Source organism: Streptomyces hokutonensis (genome assembly GCF_000376565.1).
GTDB classification, from domain to species: domain Bacteria; phylum Actinomycetota; class Actinomycetes; order Streptomycetales; family Streptomycetaceae; genus Streptomyces; species Streptomyces hokutonensis.
In genome coordinates, this window is sequence record NZ_BARG01000110.1 from 39137 (window position 1) to 45871 (window position 6735).

Sequence of the window (6735 nt, forward strand, 5' to 3'; positions counted from 1 at the left end):
GCACGGGAGCCAGTCGGCGGGGTGCGTGCTAGCGTCGCGAATCGGGGCACGTCGCCGGTCAAGCGGACGCGGCGTCGAACAGGCCGGGAACGGGACGGGACGCGGCCGGGAACAGAAGACGGGACACGGGGAGTGCCTTCAGGTGGCCACAGCGGAGCCGACACGCGCCGACGATGCCGATCCGGGCCCGGTAGCCGGCCCGCGAATACACCTGCCCGCGCACCACACGGACCACGACGCGACAGCTAGCGGAAGCACCCGCTGGGCGGCCCTGGTCGACCGCCTCCGCGCCCCCTTCCTCCGCCACCCGGTGATCGGCTTCACGCTGCTCTCCGGAGTCCTGCACATCGTCTGGTTCTTCACGTTCGCGAACAGTGGCGGCGATCTCGCGGCACAGGACGCCTGGGCGGAGTTCGTCGGCCGCCACCCGGACTCGGCGTACAACCTCGCCTGGTACGGCGGCATGCACCCGGTGTCGTACAGCGTCGTCTCGCCGTATCTGATGTCGGTCCTCGGTGTCCGTACGACGATGATGATCGCCGGGACCATCTCGGCGGGCCTGCTCACCTTGATCCTGATCCGCAGCCGCTCGGTGAAGAACCCGCTGTGGGCCTCGCTCGCGGGTGTCTTCGCGCTGCTGTGCAACGCGGCGTCGGGCCGGGTGACGTACGGCCTGGGCCTGGTGTTCGGGCTCGGCGCGGTGGCCGTCGTCTTCTGCTGGCCCTACCGCTGGCGTTACAAACGCTGGGCGAAGGCCCTGTGCGCGGCCCCGCTGGCCGCGCTCGCGACGATGTCCTCACCGGTGGCCGGCCTGTTCGTGGGCCTGGTCGCCGTAGCCCTGTTCCTGCAGAAGCGACGCCCCGGCGCCTGGGCTCTCGGCCTCGCGCCCGCGGCCGTGGTCGCCGTGTCCGCCTGGCTGTTCCCGTTCTCCGGCACCCAGCCGATGCTGTTCGGCTCGATGATCCTGCCGCTGGCGTCCGGGGTCCTCGTCTACTTCCTGGTGCCGCACGAGTGGACGACCGTACGGATCACGGCGGCCGTGTACAGCATCGGCGTCATCCTCGTCTGGCTGGTCAGCTCGCAGATCGGCTCGAACATAAGCCGACTGGCGATGCTGTTCGCCGGTGTGGCCCTGATCTCCGCGCTGCCCTTCGCGGTGCCGCGCTCGCGCAAGTGGTACACGATCGTGCTGGCCTTCGTCGGCTTCACCGGCTGGATCGGCTTCAAGTCGGTCGACGACGTCGTCAACACCGCCCCCGCCGCGTCCTGGTCGCACGAGCTCGCCCCCCTGGTCAACGAACTCCAGGAGGTCGGCGCCGAACGCGGCCGCGTCGAGGTCGTCCCGGCCCGCTCCCACATCGAGGCCTCCGCACTCGCGCCCTACGTCAACCTGGCCCGCGGCTGGAACCGCCAGGCCGACATGGAGCGCAACCCCCTCTTCTACGACGACACCCTCAACTCGGCGAACTACCACGAGTGGCTCCAGCGCTGGGCCGTCCACTACGTCGTCCTGCCGAAGGACAAGCTGGACGGCGACGGCGGCGAGCGCGAACGGGACCTGGTCCAGCGCGGGATGCCGTATCTGAAGCAGGTCTGGGGCGACACGAACTGGCAGCTGTTCCAGGTCACCGACCCGACGCCGCTCGCCGAGCCGAACGCGGTCGTCGACCGGGCCGAGCAGGGCGAGCTGACCATCGAGGTGAAGAAGAAGGGCCGGATCCTGATCCGGATCCCGTACTCGCCGTGGCTGAGCGTCGTCGACGCGAAGGGCAAGAGCCTCAAGCCGCCGCAGGAGACCGACGCGTCCAAGCACCGCGCCGAGGGCACCCCGAAGACGTACGACAACCTCAACGGCTGCCTGACGGAGACCGAGGAGGACTCCAAGGGCGACAAGTGGACGATGTTGCTGGCGCCGAAGGCGGGGACGTACCGGCTCGCGGCGCCCTACCAGCTGCCGCGCGGTACGCCCTGCCCCGACGAGCTGAAGTAGTCAGCGCAGCCGGTCCACGTACTTGTCCGTGCCGGGCACCGTGGGGATGAACGGTGCCACCAACTCCACCGTCCCCAGGCCCGATTCGGCCACGGCCGTGTCCAGCCCCGTGAAGTACTCCTCCCAGCAGTCCCGCGGATCCGCCTCCAGGAACCACAGCAGCGTCAGCCGCGTATCCACCCCCTCGACCTGCTTGACGTAGGTCATGCGGTCGCCCGGCAGCGGGGTCGGGCGGAACACGGTCACCATCGCGGCCGGGGAGCCCGCGAGCCGTTTCGGGAGGTGACGGGAGCGCAGCCACTCCAGCAACTCGGCGCGCTGCTCGGCCGATTCACTGTCGACGACCTCCAACACCAGCCCGGCGTAAGGGTGGTCGAGGGCGTGGAAGTCCCTCGGTCCGGCCGCGCCGTCGCGGTACACGGTCGCCTCGTGGTCCTGGAACGCGGTGAAGACGTGCGTACGGTCCTGGTAGACCCGACCGTCGCGATTGAGCCGTTTGTTGATGCCGACGGTCCACTTCATGTGGTCGTCGTAGCGGCCCTCGGTGACCCAGTACGTGGAGAGGTAGCAGCCGGCGGTGACGGGCTGGGCGATCGCCGACTTCTCGGGACAGCGCAGGAGTTGGAGGTCCCGGGTGGCGACCCAGCGGCGGCCGGCGTACATCCAGGGCATGGCCATCGCGCCGGCGTAGTAGTGGTCGTCCTCGTACCAGCGGTTGTACGCGTACTCGTGCCCGGGCTGCGGTTCGACCATGGTGATGAGCGCGTGTCCGGGCCGGACTCCGTACGGTCCTACGGCGGCCAGTTCGGCGTACACGTCGCTCCGGGTGTCCTCGCTCACGTCGCTCCCCTTCCGTCCTCCGCCGGTCGCCCATACTCTGACGCCCCGTCAGATAAACCGCCAGACCCCGGGAGGGATCGGATGTCGCTGCTCGCGGGCAAGACCGTCGTCGTCTCGGGGGTCGGGGCCGGACTGGGCCACCAGGTCGCCGCCGCCGTCGTACGGGACGGAGGGAACGCCGTGCTGGGCGCGCGCACGGAGGCGCATCTCGCCAAGTCGGCCGCCGAGATCGATCCCGACGGGTCGCACACGGCGTACCGGTCGACCGACATCACGGACGAGGGGCAGTGCGAGGCGCTCGCGGAGGTGGCACGGGAGCGGTTCGGGCGGATCGACGCGGTGGTCCATGTGGCCGCGTGGGACAGCTACTTCGGCGGGCTCGAGGACGCGGACTTCGCCACCTGGCAGTCGGTGCTCGACGTGAACCTGCTGGGCACACTGCGGATGACCCGCGCCTGCCTGCCCTCCCTGAAGGAGGCGGGCGGCGGCTCGGTCGTGATCATCGGGACACAGTCGGCGGTGGCCGCGCCCTCGCAGGTGCGGCAGGCGGCGTACGCGGCGTCGAAGGGGGCGCTGACGAGCGCGATGTACTCGCTGGCAAGGGAGTTGGGGCCGTACCGGATCCGGGTGAACACCGTGCTGCCGGGGTGGATGTGGGGTCCGCCGGTGGAGGCGTACGTGCAGTTCACCGCGCACACGGAGAAGGTCCCGGAGACGGAGGTCCTGAAGCGGCTGTCCGACCGGATGGCGCTCCCCGAGCTCGCGACGGACGGGGACGTGGCCGACGCGGCGGTGTTCCTGGCGTCGGAACGGGCGCGGGCGATCACGGGTCAGTCGTTGCTGGTCAACGCCGGGGAGCTGATGCGATGAGTTCATGTAGGTGAACGCGGAACATCAATCCGAACGATTTTACTCCCCCTTGACTGTGCGCTTACTTGTCGTGCTCACGCGCGACCGCCCACGATGAGCCCCGGGCTGAACCGGCTCAATCGTGGGAGGGCGCATATGAACGGGCTCGACTGGGCCGTGCTCATCGGCTATTTCGGCGTGATGGTGGCCATCGGTGTGTGGTCGCACAAGCGTGTCGACAACGTGAGCGACTTCTTCACCGCCGGCGGCAAGATGCCCTGGTGGCTCTCCGGCATCTCGCACCACATGTCGGGCTACAGCGCGGTCATGTTCACCGGTTACGCGGGCATCGCCTACACCTACGGCGTCACGTCCTTCATCACCTGGTCGTTCCCGATCGCGCTGGGCATCGCCATCGGCTCCAAGCTGTTCGCGCCACGCATCAACCGGCTGCGCTCCCGGCTCCATGTGGCCTCCCCCCTCGAGTACTTGAAGAACCGCTACAACCTGCGGACCCAACAGGCGCTCGCCTGGTCCGGGATGCTGCTGAAGATCGTGGACGTGGCGGCCAAGTGGGCGGCGATCGCAACCCTGTTGTCCGTCTTCACAGGTGTGTCCCTGAACCAGGGCATCCTCATCACCGGCGCGATCACGGCCGTCTACTGCACGATCGGCGGCCTGTGGGCCGACGCGCTGACCGAACTCGGCCAGTTCGTCATCCAGTTGCTCGCCGGTGTCTCCATGTTCGTGGCCGTCGTACTGAAGCTGAACGACAAGGGCATCGGATTCCTCGGCGCCTGGGACGAACCGGCACTCCAGGGCCACGGCAAACCGCTGGTCGGCCCCTACGGCACGGTGTTCCTCCTCGCGTTCCTCTTCATCAAGCTCTTCGAGTACAACGGCGGCATGCTCAACCAGGCCCAGCGCTACATGGCCACCAAGAGCCCCTACGAGGCCGAGCGTTCGGCCCGGCTGTCGGCGGCGCTGTGGCTGATCTGGCCGACGGTCCTCTTCTTCCCCATGTGGATGTCACCCCTGCTCGTCCACGCACAGAAGCCGGACGGCTCCGACTCCTACGGCCTGATGACCGAACAGCTGCTCCCGCACGGCCTGTTGGGCCTGGTCGTCGTCGGCTTCTTCTCCCACACGATGGCCATGTGCTCCTCCGACGCGAACGCGATCGCGGCCGTCTTCACGAGGGACGTGGCACCGGTCGTATCGGCCAAGGCCCGCGCCTGGAACGACCGTTCGGGCCTCATCGCGGCCCGCGTGACCACGGTCGTCTTCCTCGGCCTGTCGATGGCGGTGGCCACGCAGGTCAACTCGCCCACGTTCAAGGACATCATCACCGTCGTCATCAAATGGGTCGCGGGCCTCATGGGCCCGATCGCGATCCCGATGATGCTCGGCCTGCTCCGCCCCTTCCGCAAGTCCGGCCCCACGGCGGCCCTGACGAGCTGGGCGGCGGGCCTGCTCGCCTTCTGGCTGGTCAACTACCCGATCAACTGGGAGATCGACGGCGGAGTCCCGCTCCAGTACCAGGTGTCGATACCCCTCGCGGTGTCGCTCGTCCTCTACATCCTCATCGGCTATGTGAAGCCCGAGGACACCCCGGAACGGGACGCGCTGATCGAACGGATCAACGGCGGCGGGGACGACGACGGGGACGCGGTCGCGGTGGCCGTACCGGCACAGGCGGGGGCGGGAGACGACGTGGTGGGCACCAGCCAGCCCTAACGACTGCCGACTACACCCCTCTCGGATACCGGGCGATCCAGCCCGGAGAGGCCCCGGCGGGCCCGTGCAACGCGGGCCCCTGGGTCATCTCCACGGCGAAGTCGTCCGCGAGCACGAGCAGTGTGGGACGGCCCTCCAGTTCGGCCAGCCAGGCCGGCGGGAGGGCCGTCTCGCCGTACGACGCCCCGAGCAGCCCACCCGTGAGCGCCCCGGTGACCCCGGAGGGCCCACCGTGATTCACGGCAAGACACAACGCGTGCCGTACGTCCTCCCCGACGAGCGCGCAGTACACAGCCCCCGAGAGCACCCCCTCCGCGCTCCCCTCCCCCACGAGCTCCTCGACCCGCCCGGAGGTCGGCATCCCCTGCCGCACGGCACCGAGCGCACGCTGCAGCCCGTCGGAGACCGCCTGATGCCCGGGCCGGGCGGCCAGCAGCGCAAGCGCCCGCTGCACAGCCGCATCCAGACTCTCCCCGCGCGCGAGCCCATGCACGACGACGGCGTACGCACCGGCCGCCAGATACCCGACCGGATGCCCATGGGTCTGCGCCGCGCACTCCACCGCGAGCTGCATCACAAGCTGCGGCTCCCACCCGACGAGCAACCCGAAGGGCGCGGAACGGGCAGCCGCCTCGCCCCCCACCTCACCAGGATTCTTCGGCGCGTCGAGCGTCCCCATCCGCTCGTCCCCAAACCCCATCAAACAGGCCCGAGTCGGATCCCGCCGCGCATAGAGCCACTCCTCCCGCGCGAGCCACCCGTCGTCCTTACGACGCTCATCGGGCCCCCAGTCGTGCTGAGTTGCGGCCCACCGCAGATACGCCCGATGCAGATCGGTCGGCGGATGCCAAGCCCCCGTGTCCCGCCTCACCTGCGCCCTGATCAGCCCGTCGACGGTGAACAGGCCGAGCTGCGTGAGATGAGTGACCGCCCCGCGCCGCCCGTACCCGAACGCGAGATCCACAAGGCCCTCCGCACCGTAGGCCTCCCGGATCTCGTCCATCGCCAACAGGTCGACGGGCGACCCGAGCGCGTCCCCCACGGCGGCCCCCAGCAACGTCCCCCGCACCCGGCTCCGAAAGTCCTGCTGCTCCCCCCGCCCCCAGACGGCCCCGGCTGCGGTTGAGGTTGCGGCACTCACCAAGACCTCCTCAGGCGCCGTCCATACGTACGAGTCAGCTCAGCACTGTAATCGAACGGGGACGGTGAGTTGAGGGGGCTGATCGGTGAAGTGACCGTAGGGCCACTCGCTTCTTTGCCAGTGTCGGACTTCCGCGGACCGAGTAAAGGGCGCTGCGCTGCGCTCCGCGTCGGCTTCG

The 6735-nt window shown here is 69.2% G+C and carries 5 protein-coding genes; 3 read left to right on the forward strand and 2 right to left on the reverse strand.

Annotated elements, in window-relative coordinates; all coding sequences use genetic code 11:
- Positions 1-142: 142 nt before the first annotated feature.
- The gene (locus tag SSP08S_RS50825) at positions 143-1990 is read left to right on the forward strand and encodes a DUF8823 domain-containing protein (RefSeq protein ID WP_019075349.1); all 1848 of its coding nucleotides are present in this window, start codon (positions 143-145) and stop codon (positions 1988-1990) included.
- On the opposite strand, the gene SSP08S_RS50830 is transcribed toward SSP08S_RS50825, so the two are convergent.
- On the reverse strand, positions 1991-2830 hold the full coding sequence (locus tag SSP08S_RS50830; protein ID WP_019075350.1) for a hypothetical protein: 840 nt from the start codon (positions 2828-2830) through the stop codon (positions 1991-1993).
- 81 nt (positions 2831-2911) lie between these two features.
- Between SSP08S_RS50830 and SSP08S_RS50835 the strand changes: the two genes are divergently transcribed.
- Both SSP08S_RS50835 and SSP08S_RS50840 read left to right on the forward strand, forming a co-directional pair.
- The gene (locus SSP08S_RS50835; protein WP_019075351.1) at positions 2912-3700 is read left to right on the forward strand and encodes an SDR family oxidoreductase; all 789 of its coding nucleotides are present in this window, start codon (positions 2912-2914) and stop codon (positions 3698-3700) included.
- Between the two features lie 135 nt (positions 3701-3835).
- The gene (locus SSP08S_RS50840; protein ID WP_019075352.1) at positions 3836-5416 is read left to right on the forward strand and encodes a sodium:solute symporter family protein; all 1581 of its coding nucleotides are present in this window, start codon (positions 3836-3838) and stop codon (positions 5414-5416) included.
- A gap of 10 nt (positions 5417-5426) precedes the next feature.
- Here the strand turns inward: SSP08S_RS50840 and SSP08S_RS50845 are convergent, their stop codons facing one another.
- On the reverse strand, positions 5427-6557 hold the full coding sequence (locus tag SSP08S_RS50845; protein WP_019075353.1) for an ADP-ribosylglycohydrolase family protein: 1131 nt from the start codon (positions 6555-6557) through the stop codon (positions 5427-5429).
- Positions 6558-6735 lie beyond the last annotated feature (178 nt).